The sequence below is a fragment of the Phascolarctobacterium succinatutens YIT 12067 genome (assembly GCF_000188175.1).
Taxonomy (GTDB): Bacteria; Bacillota; Negativicutes; order Acidaminococcales; family Acidaminococcaceae; genus Phascolarctobacterium_A; species Phascolarctobacterium_A succinatutens.
Genome location: NZ_GL830884.1, coordinates 26,211 through 52,749, shown reverse-complemented (window position 1 = coordinate 52,749; position 26,539 = coordinate 26,211). Strand labels below are relative to the sequence as shown.

22 protein-coding genes are annotated in these 26,539 nt (G+C 47.7%); 5 read left to right on the top strand and 17 right to left on the bottom strand.

Features of this window, described 5'->3' with window-relative positions; translation table 11 throughout:
* Window positions 1-6 precede the first annotated feature (6 nt).
* From HMPREF9443_RS05280 to HMPREF9443_RS05240, 9 genes are all read right to left on the bottom strand, one after another.
* Entirely contained in the window at window positions 7-1,623 is a 1,617-nt protein-coding gene (locus HMPREF9443_RS05280) for a bifunctional metallophosphatase/5'-nucleotidase (protein WP_009145500.1), read from the bottom strand.
* Between the two features lie 219 nt (window positions 1,624-1,842).
* Window positions 1,843-2,490 (bottom strand): DUF6935 domain-containing protein, encoded by a 648-nt coding sequence (locus HMPREF9443_RS05275; RefSeq protein WP_009145499.1) that lies wholly within the window; start codon window positions 2,488-2,490, stop codon window positions 1,843-1,845.
* Between the two features lie 251 nt (window positions 2,491-2,741).
* Window positions 2,742-3,551, bottom strand: coding sequence for a hypothetical protein (locus HMPREF9443_RS05270; RefSeq protein WP_009145498.1), 810 nt, complete (start codon window positions 3,549-3,551; stop codon window positions 2,742-2,744).
* 422 nt (window positions 3,552-3,973) lie between these two features.
* Window positions 3,974-4,723, bottom strand: coding sequence for a hypothetical protein (locus HMPREF9443_RS05265; protein ID WP_009145497.1), 750 nt, complete (start codon window positions 4,721-4,723; stop codon window positions 3,974-3,976).
* 10 nt (window positions 4,724-4,733) lie between these two features.
* Window positions 4,734-5,207: a hypothetical protein gene (locus tag HMPREF9443_RS05260; protein WP_009145496.1), complete on the bottom strand. Its 474-nt coding sequence runs from the start codon at window positions 5,205-5,207 to the stop codon at window positions 4,734-4,736.
* Between the two features lie 57 nt (window positions 5,208-5,264).
* Complete coding sequence (locus tag HMPREF9443_RS05255) at window positions 5,265-6,410, bottom strand: hypothetical protein (RefSeq protein ID WP_040565078.1); 1,146 nt, start codon at window positions 6,408-6,410, stop codon at window positions 5,265-5,267.
* Between the two features lie 130 nt (window positions 6,411-6,540).
* Window positions 6,541-7,647: a nucleoside hydrolase gene (locus tag HMPREF9443_RS05250; protein ID WP_230197154.1), complete on the bottom strand. Its 1,107-nt coding sequence runs from the start codon at window positions 7,645-7,647 to the stop codon at window positions 6,541-6,543.
* A gap of 60 nt (window positions 7,648-7,707) precedes the next feature.
* Window positions 7,708-8,841 carry a hypothetical protein gene (locus tag HMPREF9443_RS05245; protein ID WP_040565077.1) on the bottom strand — a complete coding sequence of 378 codons (1,134 nt, stop codon included), beginning with the start codon at window positions 8,839-8,841 and terminating at the stop codon, window positions 7,708-7,710.
* A gap of 776 nt (window positions 8,842-9,617) precedes the next feature.
* Complete coding sequence (locus HMPREF9443_RS05240; protein WP_009145491.1) at window positions 9,618-11,012, bottom strand: S-layer homology domain-containing protein; 1,395 nt, start codon at window positions 11,010-11,012, stop codon at window positions 9,618-9,620.
* A 480-nt stretch (window positions 11,013-11,492) separates the two neighbouring features.
* Here HMPREF9443_RS05240 and HMPREF9443_RS05235 point away from each other — a divergent pair, with 480 nt between their 5' ends.
* A complete protein-coding gene (locus HMPREF9443_RS05235; protein WP_009145490.1) occupies window positions 11,493-11,942 on the top strand; it encodes an Hsp20/alpha crystallin family protein in 450 nt (149 codons plus the stop codon).
* Window positions 11,943-12,024: 82 nt separating this feature from the next.
* Here HMPREF9443_RS05235 and sstT read toward each other — a convergent pair whose 3' ends face one another.
* Window positions 12,025-13,281 (bottom strand): serine/threonine transporter SstT, encoded by a 1,257-nt coding sequence (gene sstT / locus HMPREF9443_RS05230; RefSeq protein ID WP_009145489.1) that lies wholly within the window; start codon window positions 13,279-13,281, stop codon window positions 12,025-12,027.
* Between the two features lie 340 nt (window positions 13,282-13,621).
* On the opposite strand from sstT, the gene HMPREF9443_RS05225 reads away from it, so the two are divergent.
* From HMPREF9443_RS05225 to HMPREF9443_RS10330, 3 genes are all read left to right on the top strand, one after another.
* A complete protein-coding gene (locus HMPREF9443_RS05225; RefSeq protein WP_009145488.1) occupies window positions 13,622-14,458 on the top strand; it encodes a PHP domain-containing protein in 837 nt (278 codons plus the stop codon).
* 154 nt (window positions 14,459-14,612) lie between these two features.
* Window positions 14,613-15,488 carry a phosphoribosylaminoimidazolesuccinocarboxamide synthase gene (locus HMPREF9443_RS05220; RefSeq protein WP_009145487.1) on the top strand — a complete coding sequence of 292 codons (876 nt, stop codon included), beginning with the start codon at window positions 14,613-14,615 and terminating at the stop codon, window positions 15,486-15,488.
* 532 nt (window positions 15,489-16,020) lie between these two features.
* A complete protein-coding gene (locus tag HMPREF9443_RS10330; RefSeq protein ID WP_009145485.1) occupies window positions 16,021-16,692 on the top strand; it encodes a TetR/AcrR family transcriptional regulator in 672 nt (223 codons plus the stop codon).
* Window positions 16,693-16,760: 68 nt separating this feature from the next.
* On the opposite strand, the gene HMPREF9443_RS05210 is transcribed toward HMPREF9443_RS10330, so the two are convergent.
* The 6 genes from HMPREF9443_RS05210 to HMPREF9443_RS05185 form a co-directional block, all read right to left on the bottom strand.
* Window positions 16,761-17,270 (bottom strand): flavin reductase family protein, encoded by a 510-nt coding sequence (locus tag HMPREF9443_RS05210; RefSeq protein ID WP_009145484.1) that lies wholly within the window; start codon window positions 17,268-17,270, stop codon window positions 16,761-16,763.
* Between the two features lie 222 nt (window positions 17,271-17,492).
* Window positions 17,493-18,935: an Asp-tRNA(Asn)/Glu-tRNA(Gln) amidotransferase subunit GatB gene (gene gatB, locus HMPREF9443_RS05205; protein WP_009145483.1), complete on the bottom strand. Its 1,443-nt coding sequence runs from the start codon at window positions 18,933-18,935 to the stop codon at window positions 17,493-17,495.
* Window positions 18,935-20,404: an Asp-tRNA(Asn)/Glu-tRNA(Gln) amidotransferase subunit GatA gene (gatA, locus tag HMPREF9443_RS05200; RefSeq protein WP_009145482.1), complete on the bottom strand. Its 1,470-nt coding sequence runs from the start codon at window positions 20,402-20,404 to the stop codon at window positions 18,935-18,937. The genes gatB and gatA overlap by 1 nt, the downstream gene beginning before the upstream one ends.
* 16 nt (window positions 20,405-20,420) lie before the next feature.
* The gene (gatC, locus tag HMPREF9443_RS05195; RefSeq protein WP_009145481.1) at window positions 20,421-20,708 is read right to left on the bottom strand and encodes an Asp-tRNA(Asn)/Glu-tRNA(Gln) amidotransferase subunit GatC; all 288 of its coding nucleotides are present in this window, start codon (window positions 20,706-20,708) and stop codon (window positions 20,421-20,423) included.
* Window positions 20,709-21,079: 371 nt separating this feature from the next.
* Window positions 21,080-21,598 carry a hypothetical protein gene (locus tag HMPREF9443_RS05190; RefSeq protein ID WP_009145480.1) on the bottom strand — a complete coding sequence of 173 codons (519 nt, stop codon included), beginning with the start codon at window positions 21,596-21,598 and terminating at the stop codon, window positions 21,080-21,082.
* A gap of 24 nt (window positions 21,599-21,622) precedes the next feature.
* Entirely contained in the window at window positions 21,623-22,177 is a 555-nt protein-coding gene (locus HMPREF9443_RS05185; RefSeq protein WP_009145479.1) for a hypothetical protein, read from the bottom strand.
* 393 nt (window positions 22,178-22,570) lie between these two features.
* Between HMPREF9443_RS05185 and HMPREF9443_RS05180 the strand changes: the two genes are divergently transcribed.
* Entirely contained in the window at window positions 22,571-23,824 is a 1,254-nt protein-coding gene (locus HMPREF9443_RS05180; protein ID WP_040565075.1) for a TFIIB-type zinc ribbon-containing protein, read from the top strand.
* A gap of 200 nt (window positions 23,825-24,024) precedes the next feature.
* Here HMPREF9443_RS05180 and rbr read toward each other — a convergent pair whose 3' ends face one another.
* The gene (gene rbr / locus HMPREF9443_RS11130) at window positions 24,025-26,076 is read right to left on the bottom strand and encodes a rubrerythrin (RefSeq protein WP_040565074.1); all 2,052 of its coding nucleotides are present in this window, start codon (window positions 26,074-26,076) and stop codon (window positions 24,025-24,027) included.
* Window positions 26,077-26,539: the final 463 nt, after the last annotated feature.

The window sequence follows — 26,539 nt, the reverse complement described above, 5'->3', positions numbered from 1 at the left end:
AGCTTTTTATTTGATTACAATACGGCCATCGCCGTAAGGATTAGCATATTGCTCGCCAACCTTGCCATTCAGATGATTCTGCAGATATTCCATAATCGTATCTGCGTCGCTCATCATTTCGTCCTGCACCAGATGCGCTCCCTTGAACATCGTCATGCCGTCACCGCCGGATTTCAGCATATAGGAGGTGCCGCCAACGGTGTATTTTTTCTTAACGTCTAACGGTTTGCCGTCAATTTTAACATCGCTTACGCGACGGGCACCGGCAACACGCACGAAGTTGCCCTTGGCATCAAGCTCGATAGAGGAAGGAACAGCGCTGTCAATCGTGTAGCTCAGTCCGGATACCTGCATAAAGCCGCCGCTTTCTTCAGGATAGCTGATAGCGCCCATCTCCAGAGCATCCAGAATCTGTTGGCCGTTTACCTCTAAAACTACGCACATGTTACCGAAGGGGAAGGCCTCCAGCAAATCGTTGTAGCTGATTACGCCGGTTTTGATTTCGTTGCGGATGCTGCCGCCGTTTACCAGAACTACGTCGCAATCAAGCACTGCTCGATAGGCATCGGCAACAAAGTCACCCAAGCTGCATTCACGGTTGCGCACGATGCGCCCACCGGTTGCAGGATCATTGCTGCGCAGCTGTACCAAGGCTTCGCCCACAGGCTGCTTCAGCAAAGGCTCATAGGTCTTTATTTCCTGGGCAATAACTCTTGCGATATTGGCGTCCTTGTCGTTGGATTCGGTAATCAGCTGACTCTTCAGCTTGCCGTTGGGAGTAATTACCAGCTCGCCTACAGTTTTCAACTTAGTACCGGTCTGTGCCAGCAGCACGTCCTTACCTACCTTATTTTTAACCATACGGGTGAAACGCTCGTGAGAGTGTCCGTCGATAACAGCGTCTACGCCCTGAGTGTTTTTAGCAACGCTTTCGCTGCTCCACTGCGGAGTAGTGCCGTCCATGCCCAAATGACCTACGATAAATACATAGTCCGCGCCGTCCTTGCGTGCCTTGTCGACATTCTTCTGCAGCTGCTTGTACAGTTTATTACCGGTTTTATCCTCGCAGAAGCTGTAAATATACTTGCCCTTCTCATTTTGGAAGAAGGTAGGCGTGGAGGTTGTCAGGCTTTCCGGTGTGCTCGCACCCACAAAGGCTACCTTGGTATCCTCATACTGCATAATTTTGTAGCCCGGCAGAACCTGCTTGTTGTTGCCTGCATAAACAAAATTTGCGCAATAATAGCCTGCACGCTGCAGCGGCACCAGCTCCAGGAAGCGGTCCATGCCGTAGTCAAATTCATGATTACCGGGAATACAGAAGTCATAGCCCAGATAATTCATAATATCGACAACTGCCAGACCACGGGACAGCTTGCCGATAGGTGCGCCCTGAATAGCATCGCCTGCATCCACCAGCGCTACGTTCGGCGTTCTTGCCAGGGCATCCTTTTTAATCTGCGCCAGACCGGCAAAGCCTATATTATCATTAATACCGCAATGGATATCATTAGTATGCAGAATAACAATGTCGTGCTCCAGCGCCCACGCCATCAGCGGAGCGGAAACAGTCATCGCTGCAGTCACCAAAAACAGCGATGTTTTTTTCCAGAACTTTTTCATATACACCACTTCCTTCCATCTTTTGTAATTATATTATAAGCAAGAAGCAGCAAAAGCGCCCCACCCCAAAGGCTGATTTCGGGTAGGGTGAGGCAAAAAAACAGGCTTTTCAGCGTATTTTCCGATTATTTCGGCCTTAGCATACAAAAACGCAGCCTACCGGAAGCACCGGAAGGCTGCTGGTTTTATTATGCTATTGTTTTTTCAGCTGAATTATTCTCAGGCCCACGGATCATCTGCTGCCGGAGTCTGGATACCGCTAAGCAGTCCCTTGTAATCCCACAGGAACCATTCGCCGGTAGAAGCCTTTTGGCGCACAGTCATCGGGCGCGGGCTGTCGGCACCGCCGCAGGAAATCAGGAAGCGTGCATAGCCTTCCTCCTGATAGGTATAGGCATTGGTTTTAATCTCTACGGTATACGGCATATCCGGCTGATAGTTATTCGCCGGAGTTGCACCCATAAAGTAGGAGCGCATCAGATACTGTCTGCCGCGGAAGCGGTCTGCGAGGAACTGTTCATCTCTTTTAGGTACCGGTCTTGGTCCCAGCAGCTTGTTGAGCATAGCAATAGCCTCTGCCGGATTGGTTTCGTAGCGAGCCAATGCTGCCACGGTATAAGCCGCTACCTGCTGAGCATCTGTTTCCGGTCCGATTTCAGCTGCCGATTGCGGCAGATTCTGGAAAATGACACGTCTGGTTTTTTCCTGTTTCTCCACTTTATTCACCGCCCTGTTAATAGTATTATCAATGGTTCTGTCGATCATTCTGTCTACGCCGATTCTTCTGTTCCAGTCAAGAGCTTCTGCAGATTGCAATTGTCCCGCCAAAAGCATTACGCAGCAAGCTAATACAATACCTTTCTTCATTTGTTGCACCTCCTCAGAATTATCCTACGCTGTTAGATACGCAGGCATGTTTCCTTACAAGCTCATTGTACAACGGAATGTGCTAAAGCACCCCACCCAAACTGCCGATTTCGGGTAGGATGAGTAAAATTTTTCTGTTTTTCAAGGAAATTTCTGCCTAAAGCAGCAGTTCAGCATTGTCATACACAGCAATCTCAGTAACCGCATAAGCGCCACCATCATTGCCAAAATCGTGCGCAAGCATCTGCGGCTTACTCATCAGCCAAATCGTAAATTTTCCTTACCGTGCCGTCATCGGCAACATTATAAATCAGCCTGCCGCTTTTCTCTACCAGATAGCGCGCATCCTTAAATTGCACCGGATTAGGAGCATCTGGATCTCCCGCCTTAGTCATAGTATGATAGCTGTAACGCTTGTCAACATCCGGATACAAAGCCTTTTCTTGTTCCCACTGATAATCCCAGAAGCTGAAATGGCAATTGTTTCTGTCCAGCAAATTAACATTCGGCTCCAACACCAGCTGCAAGAACAGCACCGCTACGTTCCAGGGCATTTCCGTTTCACCCTGCACAAAGCGAGTACCTCTTTTGTTGCTTCTTTCATAGGTACCGGCCAGGGACGGCAGCACCCGATTATTACCCTCAGGCTCACCCAAAATCCAGGCACCGTACAGCTTGCTCTGCGCCTGATAGCCCTGCGGATTACTCAAAGCATACTTTTCATAAAGCGGCATACTATATCTGTACCGAGAAGGATAACCCATACCATTTTCATAGCTTGCAAGATTCGGCACATGCAGATAACCGATAAAACGCTCACCGTCATGCGCAAAACGCACCACACCGCTCGCCTCGGTCTCAAAGCGGTAATGGTCATCCTGCCATTCAACGCTGTGCACCTTCAAATCCATTAAAACGCCGCGCGTAGTTTCATACTCCATAGCACCACCCTCAACATGAGTAGCAGGATTATACATCTCATAATAATCAGCCCGCGCAACCGACATCCCCCCGCACAACAGCAGCGCACCGCACGCCAAAGCACATAAAAGCTTCTTCATAAGCTCGCCTCCAAACAACAAGCAAGCACCCGCAAGAAAGGTAACACACTACACTAACGCACACAACCCCCTTCCGCCTCACTACGTTCGGCACCTTCCCCGAGGGGGCAGGCAAGAAGGTTAGCAGAACACCAGCACGAGCAATTAACATATCGTGTAAGGAATAGCAATTTTAGCAAATGAGTGCTTGGAACCATAGAAGCAAGGGTACGTAACATTCTTTTACCGTCTGACAAATTGTACCGATGCTTCGTCCTGGTTCCGCACGAAATTTGCGTTATGCCCTAAGTCATAGGAAAATTGCTACTGACTGAAACGATATTTAATTGCGACGCACAAGCAACCCATTTTTCAACATCAAAAAGACCCCTGCTCCGCAATATTAACTTACGTTGCAAGGACCTCAAACTCAACTCACAGCCTCAACCCATAGCATCATTGCTGCACAACATCTTAATCTCACCATCAACCGTCACACGATACGCATCCCACAAATTCGGATGCACATAATAAGTCATAACCAGCTCATCATTCTTATTATAAACATAAACCCCAAAATAATCGCCGGCATCCTGCGGCAGATACGAATTAAAAACGCTGTTCGGATCCTCGGCAAAACGACTGCCATAGCCAAACCAATAATCCTTACTGCTCAAATCCAAACCGGTATTCTTCACATTCAGCTTACGCAGAAAATACATCGCCATAGTATAATCCTCTTCCGCCTGCATTCCCTCAAACCTATAAGTACCGCCGATATCAGGCTCACTCACCTTAGTAATACCCATCTCGCGTGCATCAATCGTCGGCAGCAGCACAACCTGCTTACCATCTTGCACTCTGGCCTCGCAAACAAGCGGCTGAGAGCCATAACCAAAATAACGTGTATCCTCACCATGACGGCCCACATCAAAAGAATAATCCTCTAATACCAGCGAACCGTTCTCCAGCATACCCACGCCCTTAAACATCGGCGCATTACCGTCCTGCAAATCATAAGTAACAACAGAAGCAAAAATGCCGGACTGCGTATAAATCAGATGCAAAGAAGCATTATCCCTGCCATTCGCACCATAACGCATATACGGATATGCACCATAAGATGCTGCCATCGCTGTTGCGCTGACAAGCAGCAGCAGGCAGAACATCAGCAAGCTAAATAATCTCTTCATCGCCGCACCTCTATCTCTCAACCTCACTCAGCAGCAGGCTTCCGTCCTCACCACTGATAGCAATACCGAAAACACGCTCCCTGCCCAAAGAATCGCGCACCGCAATACCGTTGCGCGGGAAGGACTCGGAATCACGCATCACAATAATAATCGGCTCCGTCGCACGCAGGAAATCCTTATAATAAATAGACTGCACGTTAAAAACAGGATAGCCCTCAGCGCTCACCTCACGCAAATCCAGCGCCACAACCTGAAAATCAGGGAAATCCACCGAACTCGTCACTACAGCCTTCGCCGGCTCAAAAGCATCCGGCATTCTCACAACCTCGCAGGCCGCAGGATTAACATGAGCATCCTTCAGCCAGCACACATGCAGCATGCTTTGAGTAGACTCCGGCGCACTGTTGGCCTGAGCACTGCCCCAACCGCCAAACAAACCAATACCAAGCGCCAATAACATTGCACCTAAAAATCTTTTACACATAAAAAACACCTCCAAAGTTTTTTACATCAAATATTAAATTCCTTCAGGAAATACACCTTACTCAATCTCCTGCAGATAAATACTGCCGTCCTTACCGCTTTGCAGAATCGCAAACCTGCGCTCCCTGCCTGCATCATCCTTAAAGCTGATACCGTTCTTGGGAATAGTTTCCAGGCTCTCCAGATGCAGCACCAGCTTTTCATCAGCCATCAGCAAATCCTTGCTGTAAACGCTCTTGCCGGAAGCAAGCTCCAGCAGGCGGAACTCTTCCAGATTTCTCATACTGCGGAAAATTACATCCGCACCCTTAAATGGATTAGGCACGGAAACCTGCTCGTACTTGGAAAGATCAAACTTTGCATCCTGCAGCTCATGTACGCCCATGCATTCCAGATACTGCATCGCCAGGCCCTTAAAGCCTCTCTGCTTGCATTCCTTCAACGGCAACAGCTCAAGCTTCACGCTGTCACCGGCCATCTCTGCGCCCATATCAAAGAAATCATCCGCAGTCATATTCGTCTTTTGCGAAGCAGCCACATCATCTCTGCCCACATCGTTACGGTAGACATCAAGGCCGTTGACAGCCGCATTACCGTTCTTTGAACGGGTAAAATACATATCAACGCATCTTTTATTACCGTTCGGCAGCAAATCCTCCAGCACCAGCACATAGTCTGTATTACTGCTGTTGCCACGCATCAGCAGCATATTGTTCGGCAACAGCTGCAGATTGCTGCGTGCCCAGCCCTCATCAACAAATTTTATCTTACCGTCAACAAAGGTATAGACAGCATAGATATCCTTGCCATAATAGCCCTTGCCCTGCTTTTCGTTATCCAAGATAGCAAAAATCAGCTCCGGCACCTTGTCATTATTGATATCCTGCAGCGTATAGCCAAGCATGTTCAACGCATCAACGTAACCCATACGATCCCGCAGCTCATAAATTCCGGTCATGCCCTGCTGCGGCACTTTACCCATATCGCCATCATTCACAAAATTATAGATCCCCTCCACCAGCTTGCCGTATTCGCGCTCATAGGCAGGCACCTTCGCTACAGCTGTTGCAGCTTCCTCCACCTTCGTGGCCTTGGGCTGCGTTGCTGCAGCCTGCTTATCCGAACCGCAGCCATTCAGCAGCATTGCCAATGAAGCCAGCAGCATTGCTCCAACTAAAACATTTTTACAGCTTTTCTTCAACATCTCCATCCCTCCGCTTCCCACTTTGCAGCTAATCTTTTATACCTATATTGTACTCTAAAAAAAACTAAAGCGCCCTACCCGAAAGTACAAATTCGGGTAGGGCGCGAGCTTTAAATCACAAAATTATTGCTTACAGCTTGTTGAATACATCCTCAACCATCTTCCAAATTTTAGCGCGGTCTACAGCGTAAACAATCTTCGCATTCTGAGCACCCTCAGGAGCAGCGCCACGGAAGCCCATAGTCTGACCGTAGCCATAGCCGTATTGGTCATCAACATCAATCGGCAGAGTTTCGGATTCCAGAATTACGGACGGATCAATAGCAACTGCTGCTGCCAGAACGTCCCAAATGTAGTTTTTGAAGGACGGATCCTTGCGGAACATCGGGGTAGCATAATGGCTTTCCCACATAGCCTTGAAGCGGTCGCTCTTAATGCGGCTTTCCAGATCCTTAAAATCATTGTGGCTCATCAGTTCCTTGCTGCAAACATCCAGCGGCAGGAAGATTTGCTCCTTCCAAGGAGCGCGGTAAGCCTTTTTAGCGGTTTCCGGATCAATCCAAACGTTGAATTCGGAGGTCGGCATTACGTTGCCTTCGCAGAAGAAAGCGCCTGCCATATAAACAACGCGTTTAGCCAGCGGAGCAATTTCCGGAGCCTTGTCTAAAGCAGCTGCCAGATTAGCACCGCTGCCGATAGCAACGATGGTTACTTCGCCAGGATGCTTTTTGATAGTATCAATGATGAAATCAGCAGCATGTTCCTTTTGCGGGTTCATAACAGGCTCATCATTATAATTCTTGCGGTATTCAGCCTGCCAGGATGCCGGCTGAGGATAGCCTGCAGCGCCCAGATGGGAGTCATGGCCACGGCCGTAAATGCGTTTTTCTTCCTTCATGTTAGCGAAACGGTCCTTGCGGACGGTTTCATTAACGCCCATATATACAGGGATATCGGTGCGGCCGATGCCCTCCAGCTGACGGATAGCGGAAGCGGTACCGGTTTCAACCCAGGTATTGCCTATAACGATGGTAACACCCTTCAGGTCCATTTTGGGAGATTCGGCAAGCATCATCATAGCGATGCCGTCATCAAACAAATCTACCATATCTGCGTCCAGAATAACCTTTTCGCGTGCTGCAGCCTCAGCAGACAGCGGAGCAGTCATAGCGCCAACGCCCATGCACATGGAAAGCAGCAGGCAACCACATAAGCTGGTTAATTTTTTCATTTTCATATTCATTACCTCCTAAAATCTCTAATTCTATAAATTTCCGCACAGAATGCAGATTTTACCTTAATCAATCTCCTCCAGATAAACACTGCCGTCCATAACCTTCGCCCGAATCGCAAACTTGCGCAGGCTGCCGGTGTCGTCCCTGAAGCAGATACCGTTCTTGATAACATTTTCATAGTCAAGCTCAGGATCAGTTTCAAAGCTTTCCAGATGCAGCACCAGCTTTTCTTCCGGTTTCAGCAGTCCTTTGCTGTAGATAACTCTGCTGCTGTCACTCTGCAAATCCAGCACTTCAAAGCTCGCCAGAGAAGTATTACTGCTAAACAACACTTCTGCTCCCTGGGAGGGATTATCCACATAAACATGCTCATATGCGGAAAGATCTACCCTATTATCCTGCAGCTCATGCAAGCCCATACAGTTAAGATGCTGCATTACCAGTCCCTTAAAGCCACGGCTGCTGTATTCCGCAAGCGGTAAAAGCTCGAGCTTTTGGGCACCAAGGTCAATATTCATCATATCGTCAAAGTGCATGGAGGTTTTTTGGGTAACAAAGGTATCATTTAAATCTAAATATTTTCGGTAAACATTACATCTGCCATCCTCAACCTTTGTATAGAAGGTTTGTCCCTGACGCAAACTGCCGTCCCGCAGCAAATCCTTCATTTCCAGCATCCATTCCATATCGTTATCGTCGATACAGGTGCGCTTGCTCAGCATATCTTGAGGAAGCAGACGCAGTCGGCTGCGCGACCAGCCCTCGTCAACAAATTTTATCTTACCATCAACAAAGGTATAGACAGCATATATATCCCGGCCATAATAGCCCTTGCCCTCAGGATAATCAATCAGGCCAAAAATCAGCTCCGGCACCTTATCATTATTGATATCCTGCAGCGTATAGCCGACACTGCTTACGCCCTGACCAGGATCATTATGACCCTCCAGCTCCTCAAAGCCTATCAATCCCTGCGCCGGCAGTCCGGCAGTATTACCCGTGGTCAAATAATCGCAGACACCCTCCACAATTTTCATATATTCCTGCTCGTAGGCAGGCATAGCAGCGGCTTCTGCCTTAGGCATAGCGAGCAGCGAGTCTGCTTTTTTGTCGGAGCTGTCACTGCCCAGGAGCATTGTCAATCCGGTAAGCAGTAATGCTCCCAGCAAAATGTTTTTCCAGCTTTCTTTCAGCATATCAATCCCTCCGCTTCCTGCTGCCTGCTTTACAGCTGATTGTTTACAACTATAGTGTAGCCTAAAAAGAGTAAAAGCGCCCCACCCGAAAGGGTGATTTCGGGTAGGAGGAGGGGGGATTTTTGGGATATTTTTGAGATTTTGGAAGGTTGAGAGAAAAATGACATGTTTTTCTTCGTCCTTTTGGTATACTTCTTTCGTCCCCGAAAGAAGTAACAAGAAAGGGGCGCGCTTTGCGAAAGCGCGGGAAACAGTCGCTTTTTGCATCGCCGCAAAAAGCTTAGCAAAAAAGGCTTTGCCATATCCTCTTTGGTTTGCAGTACACCAAGTTCTGCGTACTGACGCAAGCAATTATATATCGCAGTGAAAACATAAAACTCCAGTAATAATATTTTGTACAAAAACCTACGCTATTAGTCTTGCCTGCCCCTTGCACTCTTCGAGTATAACACGACCAACATTTTTCATTACATGAAAAATGGGTCTTAGTATAGGTAAGGTGCCGAACGTAGTGAGGCGGAAAGGAGCTACGAGCAGACGGAAGGTTTGTGTAAGCTATGACTTTGGGAAGAAAGGTAATCCTCTCCTTGGGGAAAGGTGGCATCGCGTAGCGATGACGAAGAGGGGTCCATCATACATATGCTATTAGTAAGTTTATAAACAACAATCCCCTCTCAGTCGCCCCACCACCCAAACGCAAAAGAACCGCCTTGCGGCGGTTCTCTGCCGACAGCGCTGACGCTGCCAATTTTAGGAAGTTTTTGTATGAAGGTTTATCAGAAAGTGAAGGTTACGTCAGTCCAGAAGCGATGATCTTTAGAACGATCAATATAGTCAGCAACACCAAGTGCTTTAGCCAGCTTAGATTCGGTGTTGTAGTATGCAACATTAGCTACAATGTTTTTAGCAAGGGTGTAGTTAGCGCCAACACCAAAGCCCTTGAAGCCAGTCATACCAAAGGTGTTAGCATCAGTAGTGTGTGCAACATAGGTTTGTGCGCCTTGGTCATAGTATTTAGCCCATGCGCCCCAGCTGCCTGCATCCTCAGCCTTAGCACCCTTATAGGACAGGCCGATTACATAGCCGTCGTCATCAAGATATTGATCAATAGCTTTGCTAATATCGATGTTACCAATATTATTATATTTGTCAGCAGACAAATCGCCCTTCAGATACATAGCGGACAGATTGAAATGACCGATGTCATAGCTCAGGCCTGCATGCCAGATGCCGTTATCAATATCGGTTTTACCATAAAAAACAGGGGGAGCATCGAGAGATTCTGCAAAACCGGTACCCATATCTTTAAATTGAGTATAGCCGGCAGTAGCCTTCAAGCCCTTAGCCAGCTCGCCTTCAACAGCCAAGCCCCAATACTTGCCACCGTTAGTAACATCACCAGTGAACACTTTGTCGTCATAAGTAGTAATCGTAACAGGAACTACAGTAATATCATCAGTTGCCTTGCCTGCAAAGCCTTTTAATTTAAGCTTGTTGCCATAAGACAGCTCCAGACCATCAGCACGGGTATCATAGATATTGCCATCAGCAATTACCAAATTGTAACGGCCTGCACGTACTGCCATGCCACCCAGCTTACCGTCTACATAAGCGCGTTGGAAGCTTGTATTTTCATCACCAGTGTTATTATTCAGGTTCTGCACATTCTGCAGCATGCCGGTATATGTCCAGTCATCATTAATCATGCCGTTAATCCAGATGCGGGAACGGATATCTGCTGTATGGTTAGATTTATTGCCCCAAACTTCATAATACTCACCATGATCCGCTTTTGCCATTGCACCGTCTTGGTTAACATAACGGAAGCGAACTTCACCGGTAATCTTAACGTTATCAGCCTTTTTCTCCAGGTTAGCTACGCGCACGCCCAAATTGTCCAGCTCGTCAGCAAATTCTGCTGCCAGCTTGTCAACGTTAGCGCCTTTTGCCATTGCTTTAGCAACGATTTGCGCCATTTCATAGCGAGTCATCAGCTTGTCACCGCCGAAGGTGCCGTCGCCATAGCCATCGATTACGCCTGCAGCTGCCAGCTTGCTGATGCTGTCATATGCCCAATGGCCGGCAGGAACATCGCTGAACGGGTTAGCAGCGTAAGCAGAAGCGGTTACACCAAGAGCCATTGCCATTGCGAGTACTAAAGATTTTTTCATGAGAAATTCCTCCTCTTTAAGTAAAGTATTCTTTTACCTTGCGGAGGCTTGCGCTGCCTGTTGCCAAAATTTGCCTTGTTTCATTTTGGTTTTTGCATTGCTCGCTCCGTTCGGTAAAGCCGGAAAAGCAAGAAGGATTAGTTGTTTTTCCTTTGCTTCTGGCTGTAGTATATCGAATTTTTAGTAACTTGTCCCTACCCGAAATGGCAAATTCGGGTAGGATGAGGGGAAATTTTGGGGAATTTTTGGGGTTTTAGGGCAGTTTTTTGTAATTTCTGTGAAATCGTCAGAAATTAGCACTCAATGCTTGACAGTGCTAACAAATAGTGGTATAACATAATCAACAAAGGAAATGAGCTACAGGAGCTGCAAGGGCAGCACCCGCAAAGCGCAAATCCCGCGTTGGCAAATCAAATCAATACTTGCTGCATCAACATTAAAATGACTACAACAAGCGCAATAAAATTGGAGGAATGACTTATGATGATGCCTAGTGTATTTGGTGAAAGCTTATTTGATGATTTAATGGATTTCCCGTTTGAGAAAGAGTTCTTCGGTCATCGCAATCCGTTGTACGGCAAACATGCCCAGAACGTTATGAAAACCGATATCAAGGAATCGGATACCGCTTATGAAATGGATATCGACCTGCCGGGCTTCAAAAAAGAGGACGTCAGCGCCAAACTGGAAAACGGTTATCTGACCATTACCGCCGCTAAAGGCCTCGACAAGGACGAAAAGAACGATAAAGGCGTTTATATCCGCCGTGAACGTTACAGCGGTCAATGTGCAAGAACCTTCTATGTCGGTGAAGCAGTTACCCAGGAGGATATCAAGGCTAAATTCGAAGACGGTATCCTGAAGGTTACTATTCCTAAGGTTGAGCCTAAAAAAGTCGAAGACAAAAAATATATTGCCATTGAAGGCTAATACATAAAAACCACATCATCCTTTCAAAATGAAACAGCCGCCGGAGCACAAGCTTCGGCGGCCGTTTTGTTGTTATGTTAAATTAAATGTTGTTTCTCGGAACCAGGTCTTCGGACTTCAGAGTGCCTTCCTTCGCGCGCTCTGCAAATTCGGCAGTTGCGGTAAAGAGAACGTCACTGGAGCTGTTGAGCGCAGTTTCGCAAGCATCCTCCAGTACGGAGATGATAAAGCCAACACCAACAACCTGCATAGCGATATCATTGCTGATGCCGAAGGAAGCGCAGGCAACCGGAATCAGCAGCAGAGAGCCGCCGGCAACACCGGAAGCACCGCAGGCACCAACGGTAGAAACGATGCACAGCAAGAGAGCTGTCGGCATATCAACATGAATACCCAGAGTATTGGCAGCAGCAAGTGCCAGTACGGAAATGGTGATGGAAGCACCGGCCATGTTGATGGTTGCGCCTAACGGAATGGAAATTGCGTAGGTATCAGGATTCAGGCCCAAACGTTTGCACAGAGCCATGTTAACCGGAATGTTAGCAGCGGAGCTGCGGGTAAAGAAAGCATACACGCCGGATTCGCGGATGGTTGCCCAAACCAGCGGATACGGATTGCGGCGGATGTTGAAGTAAACAATCAACGGGTTCATAACCAGCGCTACCAGGAAGTAGGAGCTGATGAGCACTGCCAGCAGATGTATATAGCTGGAAATTGCGGACAGACCGCTGTCGCTGATGGAGGTTGCCACCAGGCCCATAATGCCCAGAGGAGCGAAATGGATAACCCATTTAACAACCAGGGTGATTGCCTTTGCAACATCATCCAGAGCATTTTTAGTAGTTTCGTTGGCAGCCATATTCATAGCAATACCGAATACTACAGCCCATGCCAGAATGCCGATGTAGTTGGCATGCAGCAAAGCAGCAATCGGGTTATCTACAACACTCAGAATCAGGTTATGCAGAACCTCAACAATGCCGCTGGGCGGGTTGAGCTTAGCATCCGCAACCTGCAGGTGCAGAGTGGTAGGTGCCAGGAAGGACAGGCTTACACCAACTAAAGATGCAAAGAAGGTGCCGATAACATATAAGCCGATAATAGGCTTCATATTTGCTTCGCCGCCGCTTTTCTTTTTGGCCATAGCGTTCATAACCAAGAAGAAAACCAGCACCGGAGCAACGCCCTTTAATGCTTTTACAAACAGGTCACCGAAGATAGTAACAACAGGTACCACTTTCGGTACATAAAGTGCCAGCAGAATGCCGATGACAAGACCAACGGCAATTTGCTTGATGAGTGCTACTTCATTGATAATCGCAGCAAATTTTCTAAACATAATGAATTCCCCCTAATTTATACTCCCGTATACAACGATGTTCATAGTATATAACATAAGTTAAACAATGTCAAGTCTACAATGAGTATTGTGTTTGCAGAGTAGACACAGAATTTATCCGTACTCATAATAGGGACTATTACCCTTAAAATATAAGTAAGTGTTAAGCTTGTTACAAAAGTACGCAGGCCGAAAAAAATTTTTGCGTACTATTGTGTAATGAGAGAATATCTTTACCGGCAGTTGACATGCATATGATTATAAACTATGCTATAAATATAAAAATTTTACTCTGTTTCTGCTTTTTGACAGCAGAATTTAATAGAAAGGAGCTGCTTACATGTCGGTAAGAGCTGATTTACATATACATACTACGGCCTCGGACGGCACCTGGACACCAGCGGAGCTGATTGCGGAAGCGCAAAAGCAACAGCTGGGGCTGATTGCCGTAACGGACCATGACAGCGTAGCCAACGTTGCAGAAGCGATGACGTTGGCAGCGGCAGCAGGCATTACGCTGCTGCCGGCGGCGGAAATCTGCTCCACCAAGGAGGATTTGTCGTTTCATATTCTTGGCTATGGCATTGATATCCATAATAAACAGCTGCTGGAATTAATGCAGCATAACGAAGCACTGCTGGAGCAGAAGGATGTGGACAGCATTCATCTGCTGGCACGCGACGGCTGGCCTGTCGATGAAGCGGAGTTCGCCCGTTATACCTATGACAGACACCGCGGCGGCTGGCGTGCCCTCGCCTATTTGATTGACAAGGGACTGTGCACAGGCGTGAGCGATTTCTTTCAGCGCATCTTTACGCCGGAGCATGACCTGGGCTTTCCGGAATTTCCTGCCATCAGCGAGGTAATCACAGCAATTCACGCTGCCGGCGGAGCAGCACTGTGCGCACATGCTGCCAGCGGCTTTCACGGCCCCGGCTTGGAGCATGTGCTCGACATCCTGCGGACGGAGAAATTCGACGGCTTTGAATGCTACCACTCCAACCATTCGGAAGAAGGAACACAGCGCCTGTTGCAGCATTGCAAAAAGCACGGTCTGCTTATCAGCGGTGGCAGCGACTGCCATGGTACATTTGTGCCGGGGAGACGTTTGGGACAGCCTTTGGTCACTGCCGATATGCTGCGCTTGGACGGCCTTTTGCCGCAGGATGTAAAATAATCCGAAAAATATTTGTTAAAACACGAAAAACGTTCGACTTTTTCGTTGGACTGTGCTATGATATTACCATAAAATATAACAAACTTAACACTGACAAGAAATTCCGGCACTGAGCCTGCATTTACTTGTTGAGAAATTTTTAGGAGGCATTAAAATGCAAGAGTACAAACCGTTTAAATCCGGCAAGGTTCGTGAGATGTATGATGTTGGTGACAGCATTATTATGGTTGCCACTGACCGTATTTCCGCATTTGACCATATTCTGAAAAACATGATTGTGAAAAAAGGCACTGTGCTGACTCAGATCTCCAAATTCTGGTTCGATCTGACTAAAGACATTGTTCCTAACCATATGATTTCCGTTGATACCAAAGATATGCCCGAATTCTTCCAGAAACCCGAATTCACAGGCAACAGCATGAAATGCAAAAAGCTGAACATGCTGCCTATCGAATGCATCGTTCGCGGCTACATCACCGGCAGCGGTTGGGACAGCTACAAGAAAACCGGCGAAATCTGCGGCATTAAGCTGCCCGAAGGCCTGCAGGAATCCCAAAAGCTGGCTGAGCCTATCTTCACCCCCAGCACCAAAGCTGAAATCGGTGACCATGACGAAAACATCAGCGTAGAGCAAAGCATCGAAATCCTGGAAAAACTGTATCCGGGCCGTGGCAAAGAATATGCTCTGAAGCTGCGTGACTACACTATCGCTATCTACAAAAAATGTGCTGCTTATGCTCTGGAGCGCGGCATCATCATTGCCGATACCAAATTTGAATTTGGTCTGGACGAGAACGGCGAGGTTGTACTGGGTGACGAAATGATTACCCCGGACTGCTCCCGCTTCTGGCCGCTGGAAGGCTACAAAGTTGGCCAAGGCCAGCCATCCTATGACAAACAGTTTGTCCGCGATTGGCTGAGTGCTAACCCGGATGCAGGTTACGAGCTGCCGCAGGATGTTATCGACAAAACCATCGGCAAATACATCGAAGCATATGAACTGCTGACAGGTCAAAAGTTTGACTTTTAATTCTGAAAATGCTTTAAAACTGTAACTTTTGTTGCAGTAGCAACAGGCTCAGGAAAAATTTAACGCTCTTTACAAAAAAATTGTTTACAACCATGGACATTGGTTGTATAATTTCACCATAAACAACAACGGAGTTGGAACAGCGCAAGCTGTCTGTTTCCGTTGTTGTTTTTTGTTTCTCCGATCACTGCAGATACAATACATTAGTGTAAGAGAATCCGTAAATAAAATAGTGCTTAATCGCGTAACGCATCACCACCGTAAAAACAGAGAAGGTGGTTCGTGGAAGCGGCCAATTGAGGGGACTTTTGGAAATGCTAAAAGCACAAAGCACTGACGGCTGAGGGGCCGGACAGCAGTTACGCGAAATAAAAACGCCCGCGGCGAGCGGGTTTTTTATTTTGTCACGAAAAGTAAAATTCCGGCTGATAAAACATGTAAACTTCACTAGCAATTATCCGCATAAAAAGGTATAATAAATGTAATAAATGTACGAAAAAAATTCCTATTTAGGATAGTTGGAGGTTTCATAGTGGCAATAGACACGTCATTACCTAAGGATATAAGGATTTTGCAGGCAGCGGAAGAAGTTTTTTCGCAGCATGGCTATGAAAAGGCTACGCTCGATGAAATAATAGCCCTAGCTGACGTAGGCAAAGGAACTGTCTATAAATATTTCGGCAATAAAGAGCACCTTTTCTACAAGCTGGTTGCCGATAAAAATGCACCTTTTTTAGAAAAGCTGCACCAGGCTGTCAACAGCGTAGACAGCTTTGAGGAAAAGCTCAAAAAATATTTTGAGGTAATGGTGCATTTTTACGTTGCCAACAGTACTCTGTGGCAGATTATCTGCTTTGAAATGCTCGGCGGCACCAATGGCTGCAGAGTTAATTCTGACGGTGACGGCTTTAAGGTTGTTCCCCGCTATAATTCTGTAAAATTGAGTGAGGAAACGATTGAACGCATCCTGCGCTATCACAAAATCCTGCATGATGAATATGATATTTTAGCTCAGCTGATTACTAAGGCAATGCAGGACAACCTGCTGAAGGAGGATACCGTGCCGGAGATTACCACTAAGTTTGTTTTCTTCGGTGTAGCCATGAGCATTTTTAACCAAAGCGACGATATTGCTGCCGATATGACGGACGAAGAAGCAGCAAGAATAATTACCGACCACTTTTTACGCGGCAACGCACGTTGACGCGCACTACTAAAAACAGCTGCCGCTAAGCGGCAGCTGTTTTTGCGTTTGTTACAGTTCTTCGCCTGTTATTCCTCTACATAAGCGGCAGTAATGATACCGGTATAGCATGTGTGCCAGTCCTTGTTGGCATACCATTTTTCGCACAGCTCCTTGTCGAACTTGTCCTCCGCCATGGTGTAGTGTTCTACAATTTTGCATTCCAGATGCAGGCCGCAGCCCTTAATAACAGGAACGCTGACGGTCTCGCCTGCTTTCGTAGTTAAGCCTGCAGCTGCAAACTTGTCCAGATCACGGCCGGACTTGCTGCCGCACAGACCGAGTGCTTGGGCAAAGCCTTCTTTTACCGGGAAGCTGACGGTAAATTCCGGATTAGCGTCAATCAGCTCCTTGGTATAACGGCTTTGGCGCACCATAACGGTGAAGGTCGGCTGTCCCCACTTAAAGCCCAGGCTGCCCCAGCCGATTGTCATCGTGTTCTGCTTGCCGTCGGCAGCAGTAGTAAGAAAGGCACCCTTGGACAGAGTCTTTAAAATTGCTTCGCCTTGCTCAAAGGCGTTGATTTTTTTCATAGTCATAACAAAAACCTCCTCATTTGCTTTACATAAATATTATACAGCGTTTGCGCAAGCTATGTGTAAATTTTTGAGGAACTCATCGTGCCGGCACCCAAAAAGGCTCCCCCTCCTGAACGTTGCCGTTCAGACGGGGAGCCTTAAAATTACGCATACAGCTCATGCCATTATACACATCAGGTTCGCACTCAGCGAAGCAGGTGGTGCTTTATGGACAGGCGTGCCTTATTGCATTTTTTCTTTGAGCATTTTGGTAACCATGCCCGGGTTAGCCTTGCCGCGAGATTTTTTCATAATCTGGCCAACGAGGAAGCCGATAGCTTTATCCTTACCAGCCTTGTAGTCAGCAACGGATTGCGGGTTCTCAGCAATGGTTTCTTCAACCAGCTTAAGGATAGCGCCTTCATCACTAACCTGCTCCAGACCGAGCTTCTTAACGAGAGCCTTCGGAGCTTCGTCCTCTTTGAGCATTTCGGCAAATACCTTTTTAGCCAGCTTGCTGGACAGCACTCCGTCTTTAATCAGGTTAACTAGCTCTGCCAAATGTGCAGGGGTTACCTTGAAATCGGCAATGGTAATGCCTTCATTGTTCATGTAAGCAGAAACATCGCCCAGCAGCCAGTTAGAAACTGCTTTACTGTCCTTAGCGGTCTTAACTGCTTCATCAAAGTATTCAGCCATAGCCTTGGTGGAAACGATCTGGGAAGCGTCATATTCCGGCAGACCATGCTCGCTCATCAGGCGTGCCTGACGTTGAGCCGGCAGCTCCGGCAGAGTTTCACGGATACGCTCAATCCAGGCATCGTCCAGCTGTACCGGAACGAGGTCAGGCTCAGGGAAGTAACGATAGTCATGTGCTTCTTCCTTAGAACGCATGGACAGGGTTACGCCGTTAGCTTCATCCCAGGTACGGGTTTCCTGAACAACGTGGCCGCCATCTTCCAGAACCTCTTTTTGGCGCTCAACTTCATAGTTGATAGCGCGCTCCAGAGCACGGAAGGAGTTCAGATTTTTGATTTCGGCACGGGTACCGAATTCCTTAGCGCCTTCGGGCATGATGGAGATGTTAGCGTCGCAGCGCAGGCTGCCTTCCTGCATTTTGCAGTCGCAGACATCGGTATATTCCAGAATTGCTTTCAAGTTTTCCATGTAAGCACGAGCTTCGGCAGCACTGCGCATATCCGGCTCGGATACAATCTCAATCAGCGGTACGCCTGCACGGTTGTAGTCAACTGCAGAGGAATCGGAGGTGCTGATGGTTGCGCCGCTGTGGTTCAGCTTGCCTGCATCCTCTTCCATGTGGATACGGGTAACGCCGATGCGTTTATGCTCGCCGTCAACAACGATGTCGATATGACCGCCCAGGCAGATAGGTTTATCAAATTGGGAAATCTGATAGTTCTTGGACAGGTCAGGATAGAAGTAGTTTTTACGGTCGAATTTGTTGTATTTCTGGATATCGCAGTTCAGCGCCAGGCCAGCCTTGATAGCGAAATCAACAACCTGCTTGTTCAGCACAGGCAGTGCACCGGGCATACCCAGGCAAACCGGGCATACATGGGTGTTAGGCAGGCTGCCGAAGGCAGTGGAGCAGCTGCAGAATGCTTTAGTTTTGGTTTTCAGCTCGGCATGAACTTCCAGGCCGATAACGGTAATATATTTAGTCATTATTTGTTACCTCCCAGCGGTGCGAATACTTTATGATATTCGGTTGCCTGTTCAAAGGTATAAGCAGCACGCAGAATGGTTGCTTCGTCCAGAACCTTGCCGATCAGCTGCATACCGATAGGCATGCCGTCATCAGCAAAGCCGCAAGGAATGGAAATACCCGGCAGACCGGCCATATTTACCGGAATAGTGGTTACGTCCAACATGTACATGGTCAGCGGATCCATCTCGTCGTTGATGCCGTAAGCAGGAACCGGAGAGGTCGGGGTCAACAGCACGTCGCATTTTTCAAACGCAGCTTCAAAGTCGCGGCGGATAAGGGTACGAACCTGCATAGCCTTGTTGTAGTATGCATCATAGTAACCGCTGCTCAGTACGTAGGTGCCCAGCATAATACGGCGGCGTACTTCCTGGCCGAAGCCTTCGGTGCGGCTCATAGTGGTCATTTCCGGTGCGGAGGTTGCATCTACATTGCGGTAACCGTAGCGAACACCGTCGAAGCGTGCCAGGTTAGCGGAAGCTTCAGCCGGAGCAATGATGTAATAGGTGATTACAGCATATTCGGTATGCGGCAGGGAAACCTCAACGATTTCAGCGCCCAGCTCTTTATATTTTTCAACGGCCTTCATGATTTCAGCCTTAACCTTAGCATCAACGCCTTCACCGAAGTATTCCTTCGGCAGACCGATGCGCAGGCCTTTAACGTCATTTACCAGTGCTTTGGTGAAGTCGGGAACCTCTACGTCAAGAGAGGTGGAGTCCATCTCGTCCTTACCGCAGATAGTGTTGAGTACCAGAGCAGCGTCGGTTACGTCTTTAGTGATAGGTCCGATCTGGTCCAGAGAGGATGCGAATGCTACGCAGCCATAACGGGATACACGGCCGTAGGTCGGTTTAATACCAACGCAGCCGTTGAAGGATGCCGGCTGACGGATAGAGCCGCCGGTATCGGAGCCCAGAGTCCAGATAGCTTCGCCTGCAGCGATAGCAGCAGCGCTGCCGCCGGAGGAGCCGCCGGGAACGCGGTCCAGGTTCCATGGGTTGTGGGTTACACCGAAATGAGAGGTTTTGGTGGTAGAGCCCATAGCAAATTCATCCAGGTTGGTTTTGCCCAAGAAAATGGTTTCATCAGCGCGCAGGTTTTTGATAACATGTGCGTCATATACGGGAATGAAGTTCTCCAGCATTTTGGAGGAACAGGTAGTGCGCAGGCCTTTAGTAGAGATATTATCTTTGATTGCGCCCGGAATACCTGCCAGCGGAGCGATTTTCTCGCCTGCGGCAATCTTAGCATCAACCTTGGCAGCCTGTGCCAGAGCGTTTTCTTTATCCAGGGTTACATAAGAGTTAACCTGGTCTTCAACTGCGTCGACACGCGCAATAACAGCGTTAGTTAATTCGACGGAGCTTACTTCTTTGTTGACGAGCTTTTCATGCAGCTCGTGCGCAGTAAGTTTATACAAATCCACAGCGTTTGCCTCCTTCTTATTCGATTACGCGCGGTACCTTAAAGCCGTCATTGTGAACAGCAGGAGCGTTCTTCAATGCTTCCTCGTGGGATACGCCTTCTTTGACAACGTCCTCACGCAGTACGTTGCTTACCGGCAGTACATACGGGGTAGGTTCGATACCTGCGGTATCAATTTTTTCAAGAATGTCGGCATAGTTAAGAATCTGGTTGAACTGCTCGGTGAATACTTCCATTTCGGAAGCAGGAACAGTCAAACGGGAAAGCTGTGCGATATGCTTTACGTCTTCAGCAGAAACTTTCATTTTTTCACCATCCTATAAAAACTCGTTTTATTTTTACAAATAACCTGTTTTATTATAACACATTTACTGAGCAAAGTACACTGAGTAAGGCACTTCGGCAGTGCTTGCGGGGATATTTTTAGGAAAAAGCAGCTTTTAAAATATTAGACAGCAAAACAATAAGGACTCTCCTTAGGGAGAGGTGGCATCGCGCAGCAATGACGGAGATGGGTTACAGCAAAATAAGACATATACATAACCCCAACCCCTCTCAGTCGCCCTACAGGTGACAGCTCTCCCCAAGGAAAGCCTTTCTCTTCGTATAGCATCCATACACATAAACACAAAAAGAACCGCCTCACGGCGGTTCTCTAAACTCCAAGTATCTGGCGCTATTTCCCTTCTCGCTTGCTCACCTTAACATACAGCCTTTTTAAAATATCCATTGCCTCATCCTGCTGCATACTGCTTAGCTGTGGCCTTACCTTGCGTCTGTTTTTATTTTTATAGCTGCCAAGAGTAATATAAAACTCCGTGGTCGTCGCATCGTGCGCAAACAGCATATCCGTCTGCTTTTGCTCCTGCTCCGTAAGCGGCAGCTTTTGGATAAAAGCATCCAGCTCTGCCAAATCCTCACTTGTCACCTCTGCCGACGACAGCAGGCAATTTTCGCCCTTTTTATCGACAAAAAAGCAGCTGAAGGTACCCTGCCCTTTCTTAAAAGGATCATAATTAGCCTCAAACCTGTAGCACAGGGTGCGGAACTGATGGTTCCGGCTCATATAAAAAGTGGACCATTCTACGTGTGTCATCTTATCTTCTCCTTGTACCGGCGCACAACCTATATTAACTGTCAGCAGTACAAGCACCGCTAGCAGTATTTTGGTGATTTTCCATAATTTACTGTGCATACCGTTCACCGCCTTTGTTAAGGCTTAATTGCGAAGCGGAGCTCTGTCCTTAGCCTTCAGGTAAAGCTGCAGAAACTGCTTTTGCAGCTCCGCTCTTTGCTCCCCGCTCAAAGGCGCCGTCAGCTTCTTGACGCTTCTATCCTTATAGTTGGCGATACACACATCAAAAATCTCCATGGTTTCATCACAGACAAGCAAATCATCATCTACCGGCTCAGGTTCCTTGGGCGGTGCCAGCGGCAGTCCTTGGATAAGCGCATCAAGAGGCACAAGCTCCTCACGCGTCACAGGCACGCTCTCCAGCTCACAGCGCCAGATTTCGTCATTGAGATTTGCCGGAGCCTTAAAGCTGCAGTCATAGAGCATCTGCCCGCTTTTAGCGTCCAAACGCAGCGCATAATTATAGCTATAATCATAATTCGAGCCGTTTCTGTATAATTGCATACCCGTCCATTCTATACGTCCCATGCTATCGCCTCCCCGCACCTGGGCATAAATCAGCTTTGCTGTCAGCAGCAGAAGCGCTGCCAATAACAGCAGATGAATAATTCTCAGCTTATTGCTTTTTTGTTTGCGCATGCTGCTCACCGCCTTTTGCTATTCTTCTGATGATAGCATAGCGTATTTTTAGCAGCTTGTCCCCACCCGAAAGGCTGATTTAGAGTAGGAAGGGAGGAAAACTTTAAATAAAAAGGCCGATAATAATATAACTTGCTGCACTTCATCCTCAGGCTTATATAAAGCAAAACAGTACTTATACGGTTTGAAAAACAAGCTGTCCGCTAATAACTCTCAATATATTTCAAGAAATATCTGAATATTGAAAATCTGTATAAATTTTTCCTGTAATCCGAAAATTATCATCCAAGGATAATATTTCACCCCAACCTACCCAAAATTCCCCTTTCGGGTGGGGCGCTGACACTCTTTTTGCGCTATAATGAAGGCAAGATAAGGAAGGGAGATGTTCCTATGTTTAAAGAAAACGACGAATGTTGTGCTATACAATGCGAAAAATGCGGCGGCACCATGTATTCCGACGCTGCCAGCACCAGCTTCATCTGCTCCTTCTGCGGCAACAAGGAGCCTTGGCCGAACAGCGAAAATATTCTTGATAGCGAAATCAAGTATCGCCATAAGCCTGTAGAGGTTATCAACGGACTGGTGAAGCTGGGACACGTATACTTCATGGAGCCCTTGCCGGAGATGCTCAAAAACAACACCCAAAGCATCGAAGATAAGCTGGGCGTTTTCAGCGCCCTCAGCACCAAGGTTTACGAAGAAAGCCACACCATCAAGCTGCCCTGCCCGCTCTGCGGTGCCGATGTTACCGGCGAATCCACGCAGACTATTTTTACCTGCGAATACTGCGGTCACCGTCTGACGCAGGAGGAGCTGAAGGCCGGCGGCTACAACAAGGACCAGCTCATAGGCGCAGGCTCCCGCAGCTACCCATCCATCGCCCTGCCCTTCAAGCTCACTAAGGAGCAAGCCTTCGGCAGAGCGCAGCTGCTGATGAAGCGCGAGCCGATGTCCTTTAAGGGTGCGGAAAAGGCCATTAAGGAAAAATTTACCGCCTTCTATACTCCCTATACGCTGGCAGACCTGCGCGTCAAAGCGCAAATCTCCAGCAACAAGGGTGACTGCGAAATTTATCAGGAGGTTTTAAACTGGGTATATCCGCAAACCTATGTCTTTGACGAAAACGCCGTCGATATGGTTGCTCCCTGGAACTTTGATGAATTCGCCCCCTTCGACCCTGTATTTTTGGAGGGTGACGTGCATATCACCACCCGCAGCAATCTTTTCCCGGTACAAAAATATCTTGACCGCATGATCAACGAGCAGCTTTGCAACAGGCTCAGCGAAAATTACGGCTTACAAAATGTTAAGATTGAAAAATGGGCACGCAATCTCCGCAAGCATTCAGCTGACATCATGTTGCCGATTTATTATGTTGACTATACCGACAACAGCGCCGGCGAACGCTTCGTCATCGTTGTCAACGGCCAGACCGGCGCTGCCAGCGCCCGCTTCGTCAACAGCAAGGACAAGGTACGCAGCCTGCAGCTGCCTGCCAGCAGCAAGCTGCCGCGCTTTGCCGAAACAACGCTGCGCACACCGCCAATGATTGTACGTTATGTAAAGCCAAAATTCCTGCATGAGGTAATCCCAGCGGAAAAGGGCTTCAAAAAGAGTATCTTCCAAATGCTCAAATTCTGGTAGAAAACGGGTTATTTTGTGTATAATTGTTGTAAAGCATAGAGTGTCTGGTCTCCTTTGTAGATTATGTTGTTTTGGTCGATAATATTTTACTACAATTCCAACACTTATTTATAGAACCTAAAAATCCCCTGACGCCAGCTTCATAGCAAGCATCAGGGGAAATTCCGGCAGCTCAGAAGAAACCGAGCTAACATCCGCTCTTAATAATTTATCGTATGAATTTCAAAATAAGCCTGCGGGTTTTTACAAATCGGGCAAACCTCCGGAGCCTTCGTACCTACAACGATATGTCCGCACTTGCGACACTCCCAAATTCTTACCTCGCTCTTAGCAAATACCTGCTGTGCCTCTACGTTGTGCAGCAACGCACGATAACGCTCCTCATGACGCTTCTCAATAGCTGCTACGCCACGGAACTGCTCTGCCAGCTCATAGAAGCCTTCGGCATCTGCCTCTTGGGCCATACGCACATACATATCCGTCCATTCGTGGTTCTCTCCCTCAGCAGCGTGCAGCAGATTTGCCGCAGTATCGCCAAGCTCGCCCAAAGCCTTAAACCATAGCTGTGCATGCTCCTTTTCGTTCTCTGCTGTCTGCAAGAACAAAGCAGCAATCTGCTCAAAGCCTGCTTCCTGCGCTACTTTAGCAAAATAAGTATACTTATTACGAGCCATAGACTCGCCAGCAAAGGCCTCTAACAGATTCTTCTCCGACTTTGTGCCAGCATAAGGATTCTTTGCCTTGTCGCCAGGAGTATCCTCGATTTTTACAAACTTATCTGCACCCTGCTTACAGATTGGGCAGACAAAATCAGCTGGCAGCTCCTCGCCTTCATAGATATAACCACAAATTAAACATTTCCACTTCATCATTTTCTTTTTCGCTCCTTTTGTTAAATCTGCGCTGCGGTCCTGATAAGCAGTATGCAACATTGCTTCAGCCATGTCACTCAAGGGCGTATCATAAAACTCCTGGTAAAGCTGCTGAATTTCTTTATTTTCGTGAGACAGATGCAACTCCATCTCTGCGTCCCGCTCATAAAGACCCTCGATACGTGCCTTGCGTGCTGCGTCAGCATCATAAGCAAAATCCTTGGGCTGCCCGCCGCCGCCAATACAGCCGCCAGGACAGGTCATAACCTCTATAAAATGATATTTTTCAATGCCACCAGCTATGAGCTTTCGGACATTTTCCGTTCCGTGAACCACTGCTACATTGATAACCCTGCCTGCTATCTCCACGCTGGCCTCACGCAATCCATCATAACCACGCACTGGCTCGAGCTTGAGTATTTCCTTAGGTGGCTGCTCACCCGTAAGATAAGCATAAGCAGTCCTGAGAGCTGCCTCCATCACGCCGCCTGTATTGCCAAAAATAACACCTGCACCAGAGGCCTCGCCCATAAATTTATCAAAATCGCTGTCCTCCAGGCTGGTAAAATCAATGCCTGCTTCCTTCGCCCACAGTGCCAGCTCCCTCGTCGTGATGACATTATCCATATCCCGCAATTCAGCTATACCCAACTTCTGCCCGGCAGCGTTCATTTCCTCACGGCGAATCTCAAATTTTTTCGCCGTGCAGGGAGTTAAGGCGACATTAACAATCTTCCTCGGATCAATGCCCATTTTCTGTGCGAAATAGGTTTTAATCGTCGGTCCCTGCATCCCTATCGGACTTTTAGCTGTAGAAACATGCGGCAGGAGCTCAGGGTAATAGGTTTCTGCAAACTTCACCCACGCCGGACAGCAGCTTGTAAACTGCGGCAGCGGCTTGTCAGTTTCACCTTTAATACGGGCAAGAAGCTCGCTTGCTTCCTCAACAATTGTTAAATCAGCCGCAAAGTTCGTATCCAGCACATAATCAACGCCCAGAGCACGCAAAAGCGCAACCATCTTCCCCTGCACGAACGCCCCCTTAGGCATGCCGAATTCCTCGCCCAAAGCCACGCGTACAGAAGGTGACGTACTGACAATGACGATTTTGTCCTTATCCTGCACGGCAGCCTTAACCTCTGGATATTCATATACCTCGGTGATGCTGCCAACAGGGCAGACATTAGCACACTGACCGCAGTGAATACAGATAGCTCTGTCTCCGGTCTGCTCCAGTGCATAGGTTCCCAACACACCAACAGGACTTGTGCAGACATTCCTGCACTGACCGCATTTGATGCACAATGACTCATTACGGACAATACTGGGATTATCCGCTTCAATAGGCACCCTCACGGAAGTTGATAAATGCTTGCTCACAATATCATCTCCTCCAATATGAAATTTTAACAGCGCTCCCTTGACCTTTTATAAAGCACTATTATATCGCTTATATTATAACTCATTCCCAGGGTCTGTCAACAACTTATATTAATAAAAATAATTTTACTTTAAAGGAGACTTTTCTCTAAAGCTCACTTCACCAGCCCCATCAGCGCCTAGAAAACCTGCGGCATGACCAGCGCTGGCAGCATATTCAGCAACTTGCATTCACGCAACTGCCAAACACCTAAGCCTGAGCTCATGAGAAAAATGCATACTTGTCCATTCTATACGTCCCACGCTATCGCCTCCCCGTAACTAGGCATAAATCAGCTTTGCTGTCAGCAGCAAAAGCGCTGCCTGCCAACAGCAAGCTGCCGCGCTTTGCCGAAACAACACTGCGCACACCGCCAATGATTGTACGTTACGTAAAGCCAAAATTCCTGCATGAGGTAATCCC